Raw genomic sequence first — 21,292 nt, 5'->3', positions numbered from 1 at the left:
GAAAAATAATATGGTTTCCGATTACCCTGTTAAATTTGAATATTAGTAAGCCAAATAAAGAACAAAAAGAAATGAGTACTTCTGTAAAAAGAAAGCCCGGAACCGACCTTGAAATAGCCCAATCAGCAGATCTCCGTCATATTCGTGATATAGCGGCGTCAGTAGGAATAGCTGAAGATAGCCTGGAGATGTATGGCAAATATAAAGCAAAACTGCCTTTGGACCTGATCGATGAAAAGAAAGTTGCCCAGAGCAACCTTATACTGGTCACTGCCATGACGCCTACTCCGGCTGGTGAGGGTAAAACCACTACTTCCATTGGATTAACCGAAGGTTTGAACCAAATAGGTAAGTCAACTACAGTGGTGCTTCGGGAGCCATCGCTTGGCCCTGTATTTGGTATGAAAGGTGGTGCCGCCGGAGGAGGTTACTCCCAGGTTGTACCTATGGAGGATATTAACCTTCATTTTACGGGTGATTTTGCAGCTATAGAAAAGGCCAACAATTTGCTGGCAGCTATGATTGACAACAATATTCAAAATTCCAAAAACAATCTGGGTATTGATCCGCGTACAGTGGAGTGGAAACGAGTGATGGATATGAACGACCGGTCGTTGCGCAATATAGTCACCGGCATGGGAGGCAAGGCAGGAGGCATGATGCAGGAAACAGGTTTTAACATTACAGCAGCCTCCGAAATAATGGCAATACTGTGCCTGGCAAAGGACATGGATGACCTGAAGGCTAAGATCGGTAACATATATATTGGAGATACCTATGCAGGAGAGGCCGTGTTTGCCAGAGATATTAAGGCTGAAGGGGCAATGGCCGTTTTGTTGAAAGACGCCATTAAGCCTAACCTGGTTCAGACCCTTGAAGGTAACCCGGCTATTCTCCATGGGGGGCCTTTTGCCAATATAGCACAAGGTACAAATTCTGTGATAGCTACTAAAATGGGTATGTCCTTATCAGACTATGTGGTAACCGAAGCCGGCTTCGGTGCGGATCTGGGTGCTGAGAAATTTCTGAATATCAAATGTGGTTATTCAGGGCTTTCTCCCAAAACCATAGTGGTAGTAGCTACCATACGTGCATTGAAATATCATGGAGGCCACCCGCTGGCAACCTTAAAGGAGCCGGATACCGTCAGCCTGTCCAAGGGCTTGCTTAACCTTGAAAAGCACCTTGAAAACACTAAAATATATGGAGTGCCGGCTGTAGTTGCCATCAACAGATTTATCAGCGATACTGATGAAGAGATCAATATTGTAAAGCAGCGTTGTGAAGCTTTGGGGATCCGTGTTGCCCTGTGCGAAGGCTGGGAGTATGGAGGAGAAGGTACCAAAGCATTGGCAGAGCAGGTTGTGGCATCGGTGGAGTCATTTAAAGGAAAATATAAACCCGTCTACGACTGGAGCTGGAGCGTGAAGGAGAAGATCGAGGCGGTGGCACGAAAGATCTATGGCGCCCGTGATGTGGAATTTTTGCCTAAAGCAAAGCAGAATCTGAAGAAAATTGAGAGAATAGGGCTGAATGATAAACCTATTTGTATAGCCAAAACACAAAACTCATTTAGCGATGATCCTAAGTGGCTCGGCCGGCCGGAAAACTTTACGCTTACGGTAAGGGAAATAGAAATTGCGGCAGGAGCAGGGTTTTGCATACCTGTAACAGGCAATATGTTGCGCATGCCGGGACTACCGGCACTACCTGCAGCCGAGGGTATGGATATAGACAATAATGGTAAGATCACCGGGTTAAGCTAAAACTTTTAGCTGGTGAGGCCTGTAGTAAAAGCGAGATAGCCGTAATGAACAGGGTAGGTAAAGCAGAAATACTAAAGATAGGGGAGGGTACTCCAGAATTGAAGCCGGACCTGATAGCTGTTGAAGAGCCGCTTGAGATTCGGATAGGGTTTGGGGAAGAAAGCCAACGGGAGCAACGTAGCATCTCGGTTACAATGAGGACGCCCGGACATGATTTTGAGCTGGCGCTGGGTTTTCTGTTTACTGAAAATATTATATCCGATCATGATGAAGTAGTAAGCATCCGCTATTGCTATGATGCCGGCAAACAGGAAGAACGGGAAAATGTGGTGCGTGTGGAACTGTCACCGGCCGTGAAAATCGATTTTAAAAAGATTGAGAGACATTTTTACACCTCATCCAGCTGTGGTGTGTGCAGTAAAACATCAATAGATGCAGTAAAAACCGGTTGTCCGGTATTGAATTCTGATCTGCGGATTGATGAAAATATTATTCACCAGGCTCCGGCCACGCTGCGCCATGAACAGCAGGTATTTGAATACACCGGAGGCTTACATGCTGCCGGGCTATTTAATGAAAAAGGAGATCTGATCATCATGAGAGAAGATGTTGGCAGGCACAATGCCCTTGATAAACTTGTAGGGGCGGCTTTGGTGAAACAGATGGTGCCCCTGTCTGATTACTTTGTATTGGTAAGTGGAAGGGCAAGTTTTGAATTGGTACAAAAGTCGCTAATGGCGGGCATACCCTTGATGGCTGCAGTTGGAGCGCCCTCAAGTCTGGCGGTGGCCCTGGCAGAAGATTTTAATATGACCTTACTGGGGTTTGTCAGAAACCAAAGCTTTAATGTATATTGTGGAAGAGAAAGACTGACCTATGAAAATAAGAATTAAGGGCAATACACTGAGGTTTAGGCTCTCGCAGAGTGAAGTTGAAGAATTGAAGAATGAAGGCAGGACCAGTGATAGTATTGACTTCGGTCCCCGTAAACTCATTTATACACTGCAGGTGACGGATCAGCCTGAGGTTACCGCCAGCTATGATGCTGATTTTATCATGGTCAATATACCCTCGGAGATTTCTGAAAAATGGGTAAACACCAATCAGGTGGGATTTGATGCAGAACAGCCATTGAACGAAGGGGATAAGCTGTATATTTTGGTGGAAAAGGACTTTCAGTGTCTTAACCCAAGACGAGGAGAAGATGAAAGTGACCTTTTTGATAATCCTCAAAACGATACCTGCTAAGGAAAATGAAAGAGTGCCAGGTAATATTTCCAGGGCACTCTTTCAGACTCTTTTTTTAATGTTGTCCTACTTTGTAATTTCCTGGAGTAAACCTGAAGCAGGTAGCCACCCTGTTCCATGCATTGATCTGAGCAACTGCCAGGGTTAAGTTCGCAATCTCTTCTTTTGAAAAGTGTTTACGAAGTTCCTCATACAAGTCTTCATGTACCCCTTTCTCTGGCAGCAGTGTCAATGCTTCAGCCAAAGCCAGCATGGCTTGTTCCCTTTCAGAGTAGTACGGTGTCTCACGCCAGGCAGAAACTGAATATAGCCTGAGAGGCGATTCCCCTGCATGGGTAGCCTCTTTAAAGTGCATATCCAGACAGTAAGCACAGTTGTTGATCTGCGAAGTTCTGTAACGCATAAGCTCCAGCTCTTTAGTGCTTATTCCACATTGACGTAAATGCTCCTCAGTTTTTAACATCCCGGTAAAAACACCCTGCGGCAATTCCTGATACGAAATTCTTTCCATGATTTATATGATTTTTAGATTTTAAAAGTGATTTCATGGATATGACAGAAAATCGAAGGAGCGCGTGACATATTTTTCGGTTTTTTTGAAAAAGTTATGCGCGGATCAGGTTCTTTAGCTTTTCAGGATTTCTTATAAAGTAGATGTTCTCAATATTTCCGGACTCATCGAGCTGCAATACCTGGCAAAGATGAATGGTATTACCTTCGGTGTATAAAAGGGCAGGCTGGTGATTCAGCGTGGTATAGCTTATCTCAATCTCTGAGCCTTTGAAGAACTTTTCGAAAATCCCAAGCAGTAATTTTCTGACATTCTCAGGGCCAAAAATGGTTTTTCTTGCCGCCGAAGCTTCTTTTCCTCCATCGGATACGGCCTTAATGTCGTTGGTGAGCATCTGCTGTAAAGCCTCAGCGTTGCCGTTTAACATAACTTCTACAAACTGTTTCAGTTTAGCTTCGTCCTTTCCCGTATGAGGTACTGCTGTTGGGTTTAGCCTTTGTTTTGACCTTTTGAATATCTGACGACAATTTTCAATAGAAATGTTTAGTAGCTCAGATATTTCTGCATGACTGAAATCGAATGACTCCTTCAAAATGAAAACGGCTCTTTCTTTTGCTGTTAATTGCTCAAGTAAAACCAGTAATGAATAAGAGAGAATATGCCTGCGGTCCATCTCCGTTTCCAGGTACACCGGTTCAGGCAGCCATTCCCCGGGGTAGTCGGAGAGCCTTTCTTTTTGTTTGCCCTTGAAGTTGATGGCGCCATTAATGACCGATCTGATGAGATAAGATTTTTGATTTTCAACCTTGCCATGGTCTACACTTTGCCACTTGATCATGGTGTCCTGTATGACATCTTTTGCATCTTCGGCACTTCCCAAAATATTATAGGCATAGGGAAAAAGTGTTTTCTGATACTCGTCAATATTAAATGGCATGGCTCATTCTTTTTAGTGAAACTAGGGAAAAGGAATAAAATCTGCCATAGAAGCCATATAAAATAAAAACGGCTACTCATCGAGAAGTAGCCGTCGTTATGAAGCTCTGACAGGTTTTATTTCAGAGGCCTGTCAAGGATCAGCCTGTTTGTTCGTTGCTTTTTATCCACTGAAGTCATAATTGGGGTAAATCCTTCGCCTGTAGCCCTGGCCTGACGCCCGCCTGTGCTTGAGCCCTGGATCAGTTCTATTGCACGCGCCAGCAATGGTTCTTCGATATCGCCCAGAGCCTTCATGGGATATTGGAAGTCGTTGACCAGGTTGTCTCCCAAAGGAGAAAATCCATTGTCATAACCTGAGTACATCTCACTATTGAAGATCTTAAATACTATAGGAAGTATGCCATACTCATTATCTTCATTATCCTGATCTTCAATAGGAATAGAACCTACATTTTTCCCTACCGTAGTATCACCAATGATAGTAACATCCATATAAGGATCAAGTCCGTTAATGATCAGTTCGCTGGCAGAAGCGGTTCTTGAGCCGGTGAGTACATACAGCCGGCCCCCTATGTCGCTTCCTATATTATCTGCTTTACTTAAAAATTTCCCCCTCAGGATGTCGTCACCATCAGGTTGGCTCTCTATGTAGTTTTGGTACAGATCGTTCCACTGGTTCTGATAGAAAATGCTTGAGGTACTGATACCCGGGGCCAGAAGACTGGCCAGGTTAGTGGCAGATGATACTGAGCCACCACTGTTGTACCTCAGGTCAAGGATCATTTCGTTGACACCGGCACTTTTAAAACTGGCTATAATCTGATCCATTTCGGCATCATATGCTTTTGCGTCGGTCGGTCCTGGAGAGAAAAAGTTATATACATAGTAACCTATTTTCCTGTCGCCGATGGTAAATACTGTGTCCATCAGGTTAGGGTTTTCAGCCAAAACCACTGCGGTAAGGTTGGCTGTTCCCTTATCTTCGTAGCTGCTTATCAGGTCATTGTACCTTCTGTAGCTGATAGAATGGTTATTGTAAATTTCAGGGACCAGTGTTTGATAATTTGATAAAGTGATGGTTGTACCATTGATTTGATAGATCACGTCTCCTCTTTTCAGTCCTATGCTTTTGGCTGATGAATTGTCTTTGACATATAACACAATGGCCACAACATCATTGCTGTCCTCGACCCTGGCCAGGGCAAATTCATAGCCGGCATCTTTGCTTACACCGCTCAGTGAGTTGATAAGCTCTTCATAGTTGGGTACAATAACAGAGAACCTGTCTCCCTGATACAGAAGCTCATAAAAAAGATCTTCGGGTTCCTGGGTTTTGTCCACATCGGCAGGAATTTCGTCAGTCCAGTAGTAAACCTCTTTCATAATATCGTAGAGCCAGTTGTTAGTATCTATTTTTAACTGTTCTTCAGGAGTTAAAGAGGCATCGTCATCTTTACAGCTTGAGAAGCCGATCAGGACAGTTAATAACAGAAGAATCGAGCGGTTAATCTTTAGCATTATATTTAATATTTTTTTGATACAAAAATAGCAACGTCAGACCATGAAAAAAAATTCTTTTGGTCAATTGAAAAAAATTAGATACCAAGGTTTATAATAAAGCTGCTTATGCCCAGGTACAGACAAAGCGGGGAGTAGTATTTGGTATCAAGAGAAGCAAAAGTACTATGCCTGATTTTCTTCATAAACCCAACATACCGGAAGTCGCCTATGGCACGTAAAATGAAAATTGTACCTATGAACCACAGACTATTAGCCATAAACCACTCTGGTAGGATAGTAATAGAGATAAATGAATGGAATATAAATACTGAAGCAAATATGAGCAGACCAGCAGCAACAACTATACAGGCAAATATGCCCGGTGCGAACAGCGGTTTACCTTCCGGTGATTCGGGTAAGGCCTTTTCGGCTGCCCAGCTACCTCCAAATGCCCAATAAATATGCAGAAAACCCAGTAATGTCAGGATAGAAATATTAATGGCAGATAAGATACTGATCATTAGTAAACAGCTTTGTAATTGATATCTATGGTTATCTCCGTCATTTCTCCCGGCTTTACAGTAACCGGATTAATGTTGCCCTCACCATCAAATACATTGGCAAACAATCCATTTTCCTCTTTGGTAAAGACGGAATACCTTCCGGGAGGCAGATGAATTGAAAAATTGCCATTCTCATCTGTTTCTATAGTTTTTATCAATTTTGAAGGAACCTTCTCGTAAAGCTGGTTCTCCTGCACAACATTATTCATAGAAGTTACTTCATAAATAAGCACCGTCCTGTGCACGGGCTTGCCCTTATTGGATTGGCCGGGCCCGGGCATGAAATTTCCTTCAAACCACAAAACCTGCCCCTTAATCCCTTGCAACACCTGCTGCGCCGTGCTGCTTTTACAAGCTATAAATGATACTGCCATAAGAAATAGTAATACGTACTTCATGTTTATTCTATGCTGGTTTGAAATAAAGTTACATCTGATCATGGGAATTGAAAAAGAAAACAAATAATATCCATCAATAAAAGACATCCTTAAGTACCCGTCATCCTGAAATTTTCTTTTGGGAAACTGTAATTGTTGTCAGCCTCTATTCAGGATCTCCCGGATCAGGGCAGTGCATGAATTTTTGACTACATACTTAGTCGCCAAACCCCGAAGTAAAGATATGTGCAGGCAAAAATGGCATGGAGCCTCTTTGAGAGACATCTGCAGGGAAAGATCGGTAAAAGGTGAAGAAGTGATCGATGATTTAGTAAGGATTGAACTTCAAAAATAAATGACACCGTCTCCGTGGACTGTCCCCAGACAGCCCACGGGGACGGAGATGTTAAAATTTATGAGGTATGCTTGGCAGTGTCCGTACCCATACTCATACTCATACAATACTTCTAATGAGCAGCATTAAGAGTCGCAATGGGTATCTGCAAAAAAAAAGTAGTGGGCTGTCAGGGACAGCCCACGGGATTCATTTTAAGGGGATTAGGTGAACGAGACCCTTAGCCTCATCTGCACCGGAATCCTACAAGCCATTGCGCTCACTGGTAACCCTGGCACCACCGCGGTGATTTATTTTGCTGGCAAAGGTTTCTTCAATCTCCAACTCATCGGTCACATATACCTTTGCTGTGGAGGCCCCATGAGCCTCTACCGATGCATTGTTAGCCTTGAAACCATCAGCATCCAGGTGGGAAGCTCCGGCAAGGTCAGCCCTGAAATTTGAGGTTTCTCCGCTCAGGATCATTTCAGAGGCCCCGGCAAGCTCTAACTCCATGTCATCCACGTAAATAGCTGTAAGCTTGGCGTGTGATGCACCACTCATGGAAATGTCAAGATTGCGTTGCCTGAAGTTATTCATATAAAATTTACATGCGCCTGAAAGGTTGACTTCTGTTAATTCAGGTGTATAAACTGTGACCTCAATGCCATCTCTGGTCAGGTCATGCAATTTCAGCTTTCTTCGGCGGTCATAATCGATAAAGAGTCTGTCGCCTTCCACGTAAACCTCTACATTATCCAGGTACCTATCCTCACCATTGATGCCCACCTTATAAGCTTCGGCATTTACCACATTGATGATGAATGCACTCTCCGCCTCAATGGATTCAAATCCATCATGGAAGGTATACTCTTTGTCAAATTCTCCATGGCGATAAGGGCTGGTTTCGGTAGAGTATCTCTCGTTGGTATCTTCGTCATAGTGTTCATCTTGGTAGCGTTCTTTTATTCTTTCAGGGCATGTGGTACACTTTAAGCTGCCATCTTCGGTAAACATCCAGGTGTTGTTTTCCATGTCGGATACCCTGTAACCGTTTCGGTAGATCGTATTTCTTATAATATGCTTCATGTCCTCATCCATCATAAAAGGCTTGTTGTATGGAATGTATAACGTCATGTCAAGGTGTTGGGCCCTGAAAATGGCATCGTCCTTAAACCTGATATTGGAGTCAAATGTGAAAACGGAGTCTGTAAAAGCCACATTGTAAGTAATCATTTGTGCATTTTCCATCGCATCCCTTCTTGAGCGGCCGCGTGATTCGAATACCTGGACCAATTCATAATTATCACCACTATGGCCTCTTAATTCAAGTGTGGTGACATCATAGTCTTCCATACCTACTTCCTTAAGCGTCAGAACGGCTGTTTTGTTGCCAGGATCATAAGTTTCGGTCACTTTGTGCTCGCCTTCTTCCCTGAAGTTGTAAACAATTCTTGGTACGTTGGCAGAAACCACTATTCCGCTGATAATGAATATGGCAAATAATGACCATCCGGCTGTGGCATTGAAAATAATTCTCTTGGCAATGATTGATGCTCCTAAAAGGATGAGAAAAATGCTGGGTACAGCTACTACCAGAAAGGCAGCAACAGAAGTAAACATAGGAAAGCTATCTGAAATAAGCTCCAGAGGAAGCCCCATACTTTCATAATCGCCAAATGCGGGGTCATACAGGAAGCCGGTGGTGAAAACACCGAGTAGCGCTCCCAAAGCTATGACCATCGCCAGCACAAAAGAGGCACCTGTAAGGATGAATATTACACCGGCAATAACCCTGATAAACTCAACCAGAAAAAGCATGACAGGTCCCAGTACCTTACCTAAACCGTTGATGATGGCAGCAAGCAACCTGAAAGGGAAAAGTAAGATCTTGATCAGAATGTTTTCTTCGCCCTCTTTTACATTAAGTCCTTTTTTGATATTCGATTCTATGTTACTAAGTGTAACCGGGTCGCCCTGCATTTGTACCTTGTCAGTAATAGATTTAGCCTCCGGGAGTATGATCCAGAGGATAATATAAGCCAGCAGACCCGAACCGCCGATAAGCGTAAAAATCACAAACAGCACCCGGATCACTACCACATCCACCCCGAAGTAGGTGGCTACGCCTGATGATACACCGGCTATGACCTTTCCGTCAGGGTTGCGGTACATTTTTTTAAGCTTCTTGTCTTCGGAAAGGTCGTAGTTCGGGGGCAGCACTATCCAAAGGATGATGTAGGCCAATACCAACCCTCCATAGCTTCCTAAAAACAGGATAAGGGTGATTAACCGTATCCAGAGAGGGTCTATGTTGAAATAATGAGCCATACCGGCACATACACCTCCCAACAATTTCCTCTTTTCGTCACGATACATTTTTTTTGAGCCTGTATCGGACCATGCCTGTTGTGACCCCTCTTGAGAATTTTCGGTTTTCTCTTCGTCGTCAGGAGTGTCCTGCTCCTCCACTGCCTGAAAATCCTTAATACTACCCATGGTAGCTATTAATGAATCAACATCTTCCGCATTGATAATCTGCTTGCCTTCGTTTAATTTGGCAAGGAAAATTTCAGCTATACGACTTTCAATGTCAGCTATGATTTCTTGGCTGCCTTCGAAACTGGAAAAGTAACGGTTTATGGAGTCCAGATAATCTCTGAGCTTTTCAAATGCGTCTTCCTCGATGTGAAAGATGATGCCGCTGATATTTATACTGATATTCTTTTTCATTGTTCTGAGTTTTTAATCGATAGTGTTAATGGTTTCTGGTAAGCTGCTGTCAGGTTAGCTCTTGACTTTTTTTGAAGTAATTAATTTAGTTGACTTTACCAGATCTTTCCAGGTACTGTCAAGGCTACCGAGAAAACTGTTGCCTTTTTCCGTCAGCGTATAATACTTTCGGGGTGGACCTGAATTTGACTCAACCCATTTATACTCTACCAGGCCCGATTTCCTTAGCCGGGTAAGCAATGGGTACAAAGTACCTTCAACAACCATGATCTTTGCTGTTGTTAATTCCTCCAGCATGTCGGAGGCATAGACCTCTCCACGGGAGATAATATGCAGAATACAATACTCAAGAATGCCCTTCCGCATCTGCACTTGTGTGTTTTCTAAATTCATACATTTTACTTTTTAGAAGAGATGTCAGTGGGTGGCCCTGTCCTGCTCATGTCGAATCTTTTGGTAAGCCCTTATCCTTTAGGATATTGACTTAATTAGGAGACTTTATAAGCTGGCTTAGCCACTCCATCAAAACACCTCTGAGTTTTGACCTTGATCAAGTATACGGAAAAGGTACTGTGTATGGCCAAGTACTAAGTAAAAAATATTAGCTTGTATTAAAAGTTCGTATTTATATTATGCCAAATATTTGAATTGTTAAAAAATGAAGTTGTTTTAGATAGATATTTGTTACATTCTTATTTAAGAAAGTATCAACCTATTGAACTTTATGAAGCAAAAACTTCTTTTGTAGGGGATTCATTTTAGATATATTTACAGATATCACCCAGGCGCAAATCAAATGGCAAAAAATACTATATTCAGCTTTGTATTTATTTTAATATCCTTCGAAGTGCTGGCCCAGAGTACTCCCAAATACAGTAATGAATTTTTATCTATTGGTGTAGGAGCCAGGGGGCTGGCTATGTCCGGCAGTCAGGTAGCTCATGTTTCTGATGTTACCTCAGGTTATTGGAACCCGGCCGGTCTGCTGGAAGTGAAGGACCAATATGAATTTACACTCATGCATGCCGAGTACTTTGCCGGAATTGCCAAGTATGACTATGCAGCATTTGCTACTCCTGTTGATTCTATGAGCCATTTAGGAATTTCAATTATCCGATTTGCCATTGACGATATTCCGGATACGCGTTTCCTGTATGATGCCAACGGGGCAATCAATTATGATAAAATCCGCTTCTTCTCGGCTGCCGATTACGCTTTTTTGCTAACCTATGCCCGCCGCGTAAGCCTGATTAAAGGCTTGAAACTGGGTGCGAATTTTAAAATTGTACATCGCAAGGCTGGTGATTTTGCTAATGCCTGGGGTTTTGGGCTTGACGCTGGAGCTCAGTTGGAGCGTAAAAACTGGCAGTTTGGTTTAATGTTAAGAGATGTTACAGGCACATTCAACGCCTGGACCCATAATACGGAACTCGTGATTGATGTATACACGCAAACAGGTAATGAAATACCGGAAAATTCCGTGGAGGTGACTTTACCTAAGGCTATATTGGGTGTTGGTAAGTATATACCTGTAAAATCAAAGTTTGGCATATTGGCTTCTTTGGATCTTATCACGACCTTTGATGGTAAGCGCAATACTGTTGTAAAATCGGATTTTGCTTCCATAGAGCCTGCCATGGGTTTGGAGCTTGACTACAAGAAGACTGTTTTTCTCAGAATGGGAGCAGGTAATATTCAGGAAGTAAAGGATTTCGATGAATCGACATACAAAACTTTTCAGACGAATTTTGGGTTGGGAGTAAAGATCAGGAGCATAACCATCGATTATGCACTCACGGATATAGGAGATCAGTCCGAGTCGCTTTATTCACATGTTTTCTCACTTAAGGCCGGTTTGAATAAAAAATGATGAAGAAATTAGCATATTTGATACTACTCACCTTAATCTCAGTACCTGGGCATACCCAGAACTATGGCAATGAGTGGATTGATTATAACAAGCAATATTATAAAATCCCTGTTGCAAGAGAGGGCATCTACAGAATATCCCACGCAGATCTTGTCAATGCTGGATTTCCAGTAAACTCGGTGGACCCGCGGAGGCTACAGCTTTTTCATATGGGTGAGGAGCAGGCCATCCATGTACAGGGGCAGGGTGATGCCATATTCAACACCTCTGACTACATAGAATTCTACGGGCAGAAAAATGATGGTAGATCAGATACTGAATTATATCAGCCAACATCGGCACAGCCACATCAGCTTTATAATATCTATACTGATACCACCGCTTATTTCCTTACATACAATGTATTACCCGTCAACGGTAAAAGGATGGCGACATTCTCAGAAAATAACATTAATGGTCTTCCTACTCAGGCTTCCCACGGAGAGCAGATCACCACAATAAACATAAATCAATATTCAGGAGGACGTAGCTTTAATGCCAGCGATGTTACCAAATATAGCTATTTCGACTATGGCGAAGGCTGGACCGGCCAAATGATCCAGGAAGGGCAATTCGTGGATTATATACTTAGTGGCGTAAACCTTTCAGTGCAATCGGCAGGCAACCCCCGGCTGAGGGTACTGCTGGTGGGACGTGATGATGTGACACACCGGGCAGAAATATTTGTTGGCCAGAATCCGGCAACATTAAGGTCCCTCGGGCCGGTACAGTTTGATCAGTATAATACATATTTGTTTGATGGGGCAATAAACTGGTCAGATATCAACTCCAGCGGTGAGCTATATGTGAGGGTATCAGCTTTAGGTGTTAGTGGAAATAATGACCGGCTGAGTACTTCCTACCTGCAGTTGGTCTATCCGCAATCCTTCAACATGGGCGCAGCCAACAGTAAAAAGTTTAACCTGAATGTAAACGCGGGCAATAAATCCTATGTGGAAATACAAAATGCCCCTGTCACGCCTTTGATTTTTGATATAACAGACACGGATAACGTCAGGAAAATTGGGTATAATACATCAGGGTCGACGATCAGTGCTATGATTGATAATACCAGTGCAGCAAGGAAACTATGGGTTAATGGCACGTCATTTATTACACCAGTTCTTAGTAAGGTCAATTTTCAGAATATTAATGCTGCTAATTATGATTACCTGATCATTAGTCACCCGATACTGATGAACCCTGTCGGTGGTGTGAGCGATCCGGTTCAGGCCTATGCTGACTACAGGGCTTCCTTTGGGTTTAATGTACTCAAAGCAGATATTACCATGCTTTATAATCAGTTTAACTACGGCATTGTTAATCCTTTGGCCATTTATCGGTTTATGCGATATATGGTGGACAATGGTGATCCAAAATACCTGTTCCTGATAGGGAAGGGTATCGATCCCGGGGCTAATTTTCACCGAAATGCTACCGGATATGTCCCTGTTACAAAATTTGGGGTTACTTATCAGGTAAGAGACCTGGTACCTTCAGCTGGCTCTCCTCCCTCGGACATTGTATTTACTGCCGGTCTGGATGGTACTACCTACGAGCCTGCCGTGCCGGTAGGCCGTCTTCCGGCTGTTAACGCGGGGCAGGTTTTAGCCTATCTCGATAAGGTCAAGGAAATGGAGGCCTTGCCGTTTGATGCCCTGTGGAGAAAAAGATTACTGCACCTTAGCGGAGGTATTTCCACTACAGAGCTTGCTGTATTCAGAAATTATATGGACGGGTTTTCAAATATTGCTGAAAATAAATTTTTGGGAGGAAAATCAAAAACCATTTCCAAAGAGTCTAACAGTACCGTAGAGCTTATCAATGTAGACGAAGAGATTAATAACGGTCTCAATATGGTTACCTTTTATGGACATTCTGCACCATCAGTGACTGATATTGATATTGGGTATGTTTCAGACCCTCTGCTTGGATATAACAACACCGGTAAGTACCCTTTCTTCCTGGTGAATGGGTGTAATGCAGGTCAGTTTTTTAATGCCAATGTACTTTTTGGTGAAGACTGGGTACTTGCAGAAGATAAAGGAGCCCTTGGGTTTATTGCCCATAGTTCGTTTGGTTTTGCCACCAACCTCAAGAAATATACAGATACTTTTTACGGTACAGGATATGCCGATTCGGTTTACATCAGCAAAGGGGTAGGGGATATCATGAAGGAGACCATCAAAAGGTATATGGCCACATCGGGTAATTCGCCTGCAAATGTTACGCAAGTGCATCAGATGGTTTTGCTGGGAGATCCGGCCGTGATGCTTTTTGGTTCTGAAAAAGCTGATTATGAGATAAATGATAATAATGTATACCTCGAGTCTTTTGATGGAGGAGTGGTGTCAGCTCAGTCTGATTCCTTTGCCGTAAAGGTTATCGTCAGAAATTTCGGAAGGGTTTCTTCCAGAAATTTGAGCATGAGGGTAACCCGGACTTTGAGTAACAATAATGTAATGGTGTACGACTCACTTTTTTCACCTGTGTATTTTCAGGATACCCTTGCCATAGTCATTAAAAATGAAACACTGGCGGGCTTTGGAAACAACCAGTTTATGGTTGAACTCGACTATACCGCAGAGGTGGACGAACTCAATGAAGGCAACAATACAGCAATACTCAATGCCTTTATACCATTATTCGGCACTAAAAATTTGTATCCGGTTAATTATTCCATTGTCTCCTCTCAACCGGTTGAATTGTTGGTACAAGCCACTGATATTCTGACCGACAGCCGGGACTTTGTCATTGAAATAGACACAGTAAAAACATTTAACAGCCCGTTTAAAAAGCAGAATACCATCAATAGCAAATTGCTGGCGAGTTGGCAGGTATCCTTACTACCGGATATTGCTGCGAATGACAGTGTGGTATATTTCTGGAGGTCAAAATTTGCCCAGACCGGAGAGGATGAGAATGAGGAGTGGGCTGTAAGTTCATTCATATATATTAAAGATGGCCCTGAAGGATGGTCTCAAAGTAAATTTTCTCAATACGATGAAAACGAGCTGGATGGTCTGGACAGGGATATCCCCAACAAAGAACTTATCTATAAAGAGTCTGAAATAGATGTTTACGTGAAAACCTTTGGTGCAGCAAACCCGGCTGGAGTGTATGATATTTCAGTAAAACTGAATGGTACAGAATACATCATTGCCAATGGAAGGCCATGTCGTGATAACACCTTGAACATCCTTGCCTTTGATAAATCTTCAACGATTCCATACCCTGCGATTCCATTCATTATTACTGACAGCCGAACCTGCGGCAGATTACCTCAGGTCATTAATAGTTTTACACGTGCAGAATTTGAAGCAGGTGATGAAAACCTTCTTACTTGTATCGACAATATCAGCGAAGGAGATTCTGTTATTATTTTCACTATTGGAAACCCTCAGTTTAGCCTGTGGTCTGCTGCCGTAAAAACCAAACTGGCAGAGATTGGTGCATCTACCGCCAATATTAATGCACTTACCGACGGGGAACCTTACATGTTGTTCGGGAAAAAGGGCGCGACAGCTGGTAGTGCCACTGAAATCAAAGCCACCATAGCCCCGGCTAATGAGCAGGAAATAGAGCTGGATGAGAATATAACAGGCATCTATTCCGATGGTATGATGTACTCTACACTTATAGGCCCGGCCTCTCAATGGCAGTCCCTTTTGTCTCATGTGGCTATTTCGGAAGTGCCGCAGACAGATATTTATGGTATAGACGTTTATGGTATAAACCCAGCCGGAGACGAACTGCTATTGCGTGATAATGAAACAGCAAAAGTTGTAGATATTACTGGTATAGACGCAAACCAATATCCTTTTTTAAGATTGAAATATAACATACAGGATGACGTCAACCTTACTCCGGGTCAGCTTCGCAAGTGGCAGGTATTATACTCAGGAGTCCCGGAAGGTATTTTACTCGTTGGTGATGATACGGCAGATAAGAAAGAGCGCCCGGAAGGTGATGTGGTTGAAACTGCTTTTGGATTCAAAAATATTTCAGATAAAAACTTTCCGGATTCCCTTACCGTGCAGTATACCCTGTTCAATCAGGAGAGTCGGTCTTCGGAAGTTAAAAATGTTAAGATCAAATCCCCAACACCGGGAGATACGACCAGTTTTAACCTTAATTTGAAGACATTAGGTAAAGTAGGGCTCAATGATTACAACGTTTTTGTAAATCCTAATGAGTATCCCGAACAGTACCTGGAAAACAATGTCTTTGATCATAAGGGATACCTCAAAGTGATAAAAGACAATATTAATCCTTTAATTGATGTGGTTTTTGATGGCAGTTATATCATGGATGGCGACATTGTCTCACCTACACCACTGATCTCAATCCGGATGAAGGACGAAAACCAGTTCATACTTAAGCAGGATACCGTTGATGTGAACATTTTCCTCCGTAAATGTGAAGCATGCGATTTCAAACGTATACCGTTCTCATCTGAAAGATTACAGTGGTTTCCTGCTGATGATGAAAATGATTTCCGTATAGAGTATAAGCCCGACTTCAACGAAGACTACGATCCCGCTAAAACGGACCCTTACATCTATACTTTGAGGGTGGAGGCCGAAGATGCCAGCGGCAACACCTCGGGTAGCGAACCTTATTCTATTAATTTTGAAGTTGTATTCGAGTCTTCTATTACCAACTTTTATCCTTACCCGAACCCCTTCTCTTCCAGTACGCGGTTTATTTTTACCCTGACAGGAAGTGAGGTCCCTGATGAGATCAAGATCCAGATCATGACAGTGTCAGGAAAAATAGTAAGGGAGATAACACAAAATGAACTCGGACCGGTTAGAATTGGTAATAACGTTACTGATTTTGCATGGAATGGTAAGGATGAGTTTGGGGATCAGCTGGCCAATGGGGTTTATCTTTACAGGGTCATAGTGCGGCAGAATGGAGCAACACTGGATCATCGGGCAACCTCGGCTGATAAGGCCTTTAAAAACGGGTTTGGAAAGATGTATCTATTGCGTTGATCACAAATTTCCTTGTAAGCCTTTTGGCCTGAATGTGGGAAAGAACCGGGCAGTAGCTTTACTAAACTTCTGAAAGTTTGGTAAAGCTTACTATTCAGAAATACGGGCAGAACAAATACACTCAAACCGGAATCATCCCGCTCTTTTGAGGCTCTTCCGTGGTATTAAGCCTTCGTAGAATGTAAATTTCATCAATGATTCAAAGGCCTGTATGTTTTGTCCTTATGGCTATTCTATAAATATTTTATCCCTATGGGAATATTGAATTAAGCTGAAAATCTGTGGAACAAAGGATTGGAAAATAAGCGTGCAAAGCGAACCTAACCACAGCGGACCACTCACGCCTATTGCTTTATCCAGGTTTGCCGACTGCCATTAACCGGTGTCTGTAAACTAAAGACCCGAAATGTCAGCGTCTCCCTGGAAATTCTGCTTGATCAGGATTTAAGGTGAGGTAAAAACAAATCAAAACCTTATCTTAATAGTATCTTCTCCCCCGAAATGGGTGATATATTTTTTCGTGCTATTTTGCATATTGAATTTGAGATTAAATAGCCTGTGGTTCGTCATATTCTTCGATATATTCTTATGCTATGCCTGTTGGTGAGGGGCTACACGGGCTATAGCCAGTCATACAATTTTATCAACTATGGAATCTCCGACGGTCTTGCGCATGAGAAGGTGCTCGACTTCTGTGAAGATAAGTTTGGGAACCTCTGGATAGCTACACTTGGCGGCGGGCTTTCAAAATTTAACGGTCTTACCTTTCAAAACCTGACTATTCGTGACGGGTTGGCCAGCAACTATGTAAGAGATGTAATGGTGGATAGCCGAGGCAATGTATGGGCAGCCACCGCTGTGGGTATATCAAGATACGATGGTAAGCAGGTTCGTAATTTTGAAATAGCTGATAATAATGACAGGGAAAATTCGGTCAATGTTATTTATGAAGACGGGACCGGCAATATCTGGTTTTCAGCGCCAACAGGAGGAATAGGGAGGATAGATTCAAAAACGGAGCAGATCGAGACTTTTAATATTCCCAACAGCACTCCCAATGACAAGGTTATAGCTATAACCGAAGATAAGAAAGGTAAACTTTGGTTTATTTCTGCTATTAAAGGGCTTTTTGCATATGATGGTAAGAGCTTTGTTAATTATGTCAACAATTCAGAATTTAAAGGCTACCTGCTTTCTGTTTGTGCAGATGACAATGGAGTACTTTGGCTGGGCTCTAATAAGGGACTTTTGCGGTTTGACCCGGATCAACCTGGGATTATCAGTGATTTCTTCCCACCACTTAAGGGCGTTTTTATAAAATCTGCAATTGTAAAAGACACCTCAAACTTCTGGAGCGTTTCTGCCTATGGCATCATGCAGTATGATCAAGGTAAGGTGCGTACCTTTAGTTCGCAGCAAGGTTTCACCAATCTGGTCGTCAATAATATATACCGTGACCGTGAAGGTATAATATGGGCTGGCACGGATGGTGACGGAATATACAAACTTTCCAACGAAATTTTTGTCCATTACGGTCGGGAACATGGACTTCACAATTATTTCATTACTTCAATATTGCAGGATTATCACGGTAAGTACTGGATCAGCTCCTACGGAGGAGGGGTTGATGTTTTTGATGGAAAGAGCTTTAGCAACCTGAGCACTGCGGATGGTTTAAGCAATGCTTACATATGGGCAAGTACACTCGACAAGCAGGGTAATGTGTGGCTTGGTACCAAAGGCTCAGGCTTGATCCGGTTCGACGGCGAAAATTATACTTACCTGAATATGGATGACGGGCTGGTCTATAATTCCATCAGATGTCTTTTTAGTGATAGTCAGAATAATCTTTGGATTGGTACGGCCAATGGCTTAAGCCGGTTTGATGGTAAAACATTCCATAATTACAATATAGATAACGGCTTATACGACAACACCATCTGGAGCATTTCGGAGCCGGTAGAAGGTAAAATAATGATCGTTACACGCGGAGGGTTCAGTTATTTTATGGAAGGCAAAATGAGTAAAGGCTTCAATGATGGAAATGTCTTTGATAAGAGAATAAATGTGGCCCTCGAAGATACTTATGGCAATTACTGGATAGGTTACTCCGGCCATGGGCTGCTCAGAATAAGCAAAGACAGGGAGAACTATGAACTGCTGACCACTGACAATGGCCTGACGTCTGACCTGATCTATAACCTTATCTTTGATAATGAAGGAAACCTGATCGTAGGCATGGAGCGGGGGGTAGACAAGCTATTCCTTACCGGTGAGAATCAGATAAAAAGAATAAAGAACTACGGTAAAACTGAGGGGTTTAAGAATATTAAGACCACGCATAATGCAGTGTATAAGGATGAGGAGGGCAACATCTGGTTTGGAGCTCCTGATGGCGTCTTTAAGTTTCAGCCCCACAAGGAATTTCCCAACCAGGTAGAGCCGGTCACCTATATTTCAGGAGTGAAGCTCTTCTACCAGGAAGTAAACTGGGATAATTATGCCGATAGTACGTCAAGCTGGCATAACCTGCCCATTGACCTGAAACTGCCTTACAATGAAAACAACCTGGTAATCGAATACTTTGCGAGTAGCCTCAATAACCAGCCGGAAGTTACCTATAAGTTCAGATTACTTGGGCTGGAAAAAGAGTGGAGCCCGCTGACCGCAAAATCAGAGGCTGTTTACACCAATTTATCTCCGGGCGAGTATACGTTCGAGGTTTTGGCCTCCAACAGCGATGGTGTATGGAATCAGCATCCGGCAACTTTCAAGTTTGAGATAGTGCCACCATTCTGGCAAGAGCCCTGGTTTTTTATTTTACTCGTCGTGTTGATCATAGCAGGGATCAAGCTGTTTAACGATTACAGGATAAGGGCCAACCTCAATAAAATACTAACAGTTGAGCGTATACGGGCTGAGGAGCTGGTGAAGGTAAGAAAGCGCATGGCGAGGGATTTTCATGACAATATGGGTAATCAGCTGGCTAGCATTACCGTATTTGCGAACCTGATCAGTCTGAAGTTAAAAGATAAGTCAGCAGAAATTGATGAATTGCTTAAGAACATTGAAAAACATACCAAATCTCTTTTTAATGGTACCAAAGACTTTATTTGGTCCATTGATCCCGAGAGTGATAATTTAGGTGAGATTTTTACATATATTAAAGATTTTGGCGAAGACCTCTTTAATAATACCAATATTTCCTTTTTCTCTAAAGCGGATGATCTAACCGGGAGAAACCTGCCTTTGCCTTCAGGGTGGAGCAGGCAGATCGTTCTAATTTTTAAAGAAGCTATGACGAATGCTTTGAAGCATTCAAACGGTGACGAAGTCCATCTGGATTTAAACCTTGTCAAAAATGAATTCGTTATAACCTTTAAAGATAATGGTGTCGGCCTTGACCATGAGAGGTTGGGGAAGGGGCATGGCTTTAAAAACATGCGTTCCCGCGCTTCGCAGATAAGCTGTACGGTAGAAGTGGAAAGCAAAGTCCGGAATTATGGTACGATTATACGCTTTAGAGGAAGTATTCAATCAGAACCCAAAGAACGAGAAATTAAGATTTACTAATTAAATGTACATGAGATGAATTACTTCAGGTCAAGAATTGTAATCGTTGAAGACAACGATGCGGTAAGGGAGGGGTTTTCCTTGATTATTAATAGCGTAAGCAACTACTATGTTGTAAATGCCTATGATAATGCAGAGGACTGCATTAAGAATTTAAAAAAAGATAAGCCGGAAATTATTCTGATGGACCTGGAGTTACCAGGCATCAATGGGATTGAAGCCATTGCCCTGATCAAGAAACAGAATCCCGGCATTGAGCTGATCGTTAACACCATTTATGAAAACAGCGATTTGGTTTTTCAGGCTTTATGCGCCGGAGCCTCCGGGTATATTACCAAAAACACCAGTCATACCGAATTGCTGGATGCTATAGACGAGGTAATTCAGGGAGGGGCACCCATGAGCAGTAAAATAGCCAAGCTGGTCGTTAATTCATTTCAGAAAAATCCAAATTCTCCACTTTCAGGTCGTGAAACCGAAGTGCTTGAGCTGCTGGCCAAAGGTAAAAGTTATAGCATGATAGCCCAGGAACTGTTTATTACCAAAGAGACGGCCAAATCGCATATAAAAAATATATATTCCAAGCTTCAGGTGAACAGCAAGTCCGAAGCTATAGCCAAAGCCACCAAGGAAAAATTAATTTAAAGCAATTTTGCTCCTGCATCTCTTACAGGACAATACCCTGCACGAGATGCAGGAGCAAAATATACCCGGATATTCCCCAATTTGGATGGGTTTAGAGCTTCTGTAGTCCCATCAATCACTACCAAAATAACATTTCCAGCGAGACCCAAAGGCCTGATTTACAGACTCAAAATGAAGTCCTTTTTTCATAAGAA

At 42.6% G+C, this 21,292-nt stretch carries 14 protein-coding genes; 7 read left to right on the top strand and 7 right to left on the bottom strand.

The window, feature by feature from the left end; genetic code table 11:
- Window positions 1-71: 71 nt before the first annotated feature.
- From LVD17_RS00835 to LVD17_RS00825, 3 genes are read left to right on the top strand one after another with little or no spacing between them, the layout of a single operon-like run.
- The gene (locus tag LVD17_RS00835) at window positions 72-1,766 is read left to right on the top strand and encodes a formate--tetrahydrofolate ligase (protein WP_233764059.1); all 1,695 of its coding nucleotides are present in this window, start codon (window positions 72-74) and stop codon (window positions 1,764-1,766) included.
- Window positions 1,767-1,810: 44 nt separating this feature from the next.
- Complete coding sequence (gene fdhD, locus LVD17_RS00830; protein WP_233764058.1) at window positions 1,811-2,659, top strand: formate dehydrogenase accessory sulfurtransferase FdhD; 849 nt, start codon at window positions 1,811-1,813, stop codon at window positions 2,657-2,659.
- Window positions 2,643-3,014 carry a DUF7009 family protein gene (locus LVD17_RS00825; protein ID WP_233764057.1) on the top strand — a complete coding sequence of 124 codons (372 nt, stop codon included), beginning with the start codon at window positions 2,643-2,645 and terminating at the stop codon, window positions 3,012-3,014. The genes fdhD and LVD17_RS00825 overlap by 17 nt, the downstream gene beginning before the upstream one ends.
- Window positions 3,015-3,069: 55 nt before the next feature.
- Here the strand turns inward: LVD17_RS00825 and LVD17_RS00820 are convergent, their stop codons facing one another.
- From LVD17_RS00820 to LVD17_RS00790, 7 genes are all read right to left on the bottom strand, one after another.
- The gene (locus LVD17_RS00820) at window positions 3,070-3,525 is read right to left on the bottom strand and encodes a carboxymuconolactone decarboxylase family protein (RefSeq protein WP_233764056.1); all 456 of its coding nucleotides are present in this window, start codon (window positions 3,523-3,525) and stop codon (window positions 3,070-3,072) included.
- 94 nt (window positions 3,526-3,619) lie between these two features.
- The gene (locus tag LVD17_RS00815; protein WP_233764055.1) at window positions 3,620-4,462 is read right to left on the bottom strand and encodes a sigma-70 family RNA polymerase sigma factor; all 843 of its coding nucleotides are present in this window, start codon (window positions 4,460-4,462) and stop codon (window positions 3,620-3,622) included.
- A 116-nt stretch (window positions 4,463-4,578) separates the two neighbouring features.
- Entirely contained in the window at window positions 4,579-5,982 is a 1,404-nt protein-coding gene (locus LVD17_RS00810; protein ID WP_233764054.1) for a S41 family peptidase, read from the bottom strand.
- 77 nt (window positions 5,983-6,059) lie between these two features.
- On the bottom strand, window positions 6,060-6,485 hold the full coding sequence (locus LVD17_RS00805) for a DUF3995 domain-containing protein (protein ID WP_233764053.1): 426 nt from the start codon (window positions 6,483-6,485) through the stop codon (window positions 6,060-6,062).
- Window positions 6,485-6,925, bottom strand: a complete 441-nt coding sequence (locus tag LVD17_RS00800; protein WP_233764052.1) for a carboxypeptidase regulatory-like domain-containing protein — start codon at window positions 6,923-6,925, stop codon at window positions 6,485-6,487. Before LVD17_RS00800 ends, LVD17_RS00805 begins: the two co-directional genes overlap by 1 nt.
- A gap of 577 nt (window positions 6,926-7,502) precedes the next feature.
- The gene (locus LVD17_RS00795; RefSeq protein WP_233764051.1) at window positions 7,503-9,971 is read right to left on the bottom strand and encodes a PspC domain-containing protein; all 2,469 of its coding nucleotides are present in this window, start codon (window positions 9,969-9,971) and stop codon (window positions 7,503-7,505) included.
- A gap of 54 nt (window positions 9,972-10,025) precedes the next feature.
- A complete protein-coding gene (locus tag LVD17_RS00790; RefSeq protein WP_233764049.1) occupies window positions 10,026-10,364 on the bottom strand; it encodes a PadR family transcriptional regulator in 339 nt (112 codons plus the stop codon).
- Between the two features lie 403 nt (window positions 10,365-10,767).
- Between LVD17_RS00790 and LVD17_RS00785 the strand changes: the two genes are divergently transcribed.
- The 4 genes from LVD17_RS00785 (at window position 10,768) to LVD17_RS00770 (ending at window position 21,098) form a co-directional block, all read left to right on the top strand.
- Window positions 10,768-11,841 carry a putative type IX sorting system protein PorV2 gene (locus tag LVD17_RS00785; RefSeq protein WP_233764047.1) on the top strand — a complete coding sequence of 358 codons (1,074 nt, stop codon included), beginning with the start codon at window positions 10,768-10,770 and terminating at the stop codon, window positions 11,839-11,841.
- Window positions 11,838-16,880, top strand: coding sequence for a putative type IX secretion system sortase PorU2 (porU2, locus tag LVD17_RS00780; RefSeq protein ID WP_233764045.1), 5,043 nt, complete (start codon window positions 11,838-11,840; stop codon window positions 16,878-16,880). The genes LVD17_RS00785 and porU2 overlap by 4 nt, the downstream gene beginning before the upstream one ends.
- A gap of 558 nt (window positions 16,881-17,438) precedes the next feature.
- On the top strand, window positions 17,439-20,453 hold the full coding sequence (locus tag LVD17_RS00775) for a ligand-binding sensor domain-containing protein (RefSeq protein ID WP_233764043.1): 3,015 nt from the start codon (window positions 17,439-17,441) through the stop codon (window positions 20,451-20,453).
- 15 nt (window positions 20,454-20,468) lie between these two features.
- The gene (locus LVD17_RS00770) at window positions 20,469-21,098 is read left to right on the top strand and encodes a response regulator transcription factor (protein ID WP_233764042.1); all 630 of its coding nucleotides are present in this window, start codon (window positions 20,469-20,471) and stop codon (window positions 21,096-21,098) included.
- Window positions 21,099-21,292 lie beyond the last annotated feature (194 nt).

The sequence above is a fragment of the Fulvivirga ulvae genome (assembly GCF_021389975.1).
Lineage (GTDB): Bacteria > Bacteroidota > Bacteroidia > Cytophagales > Cyclobacteriaceae > Fulvivirga > Fulvivirga ulvae.
Note: the sequence above shows the minus strand (reverse complement) of the source record. Positions and strands in the feature narration are given on the sequence as shown.